This window comes from Pseudoalteromonas sp. GW168-MNA-CIBAN-0100 (genome assembly GCF_040309225.1).
In the GTDB taxonomy this organism is placed as follows: Bacteria; Pseudomonadota; Gammaproteobacteria; order Enterobacterales; family Alteromonadaceae; genus Pseudoalteromonas; species Pseudoalteromonas arctica.
Genome location: NZ_JBEOOL010001126.1, coordinates 1 through 235, shown reverse-complemented (window position 1 = coordinate 235; position 235 = coordinate 1). Strand labels below are relative to the sequence as shown.

Annotated in this window: 1 protein-coding gene; it reads left to right on the top strand. The window is 40.4% G+C overall.

The window, feature by feature from the left end:
* On the top strand, positions 1 to 235 hold a 235-nt coding region (locus tag AAEY62_RS24880), incomplete at both ends, for a hypothetical protein (protein WP_350637175.1).

Sequence of the window (235 nt, the reverse complement as noted above, 5' to 3'; positions counted from 1 at the left end):
CAAAGTATCAAACCAGCCAGGCCTGCCCTAGCTGTCATGGCTCGCGTTTACGCCAAGAGTCGCGCCATGTATTTATTGGCCAAACTAACTTACCCACTATTACTCATATGAGTATTGGTGAAGCAATGGACTTTTTTGAAGGGTTAAAACTAACCGGACAAAGAGGCCAAATAGCTGAAAAAATATTAAAAGAAATTCGCGACCGTTTATCGTTTTTAATTAACGTGGGTTTAAA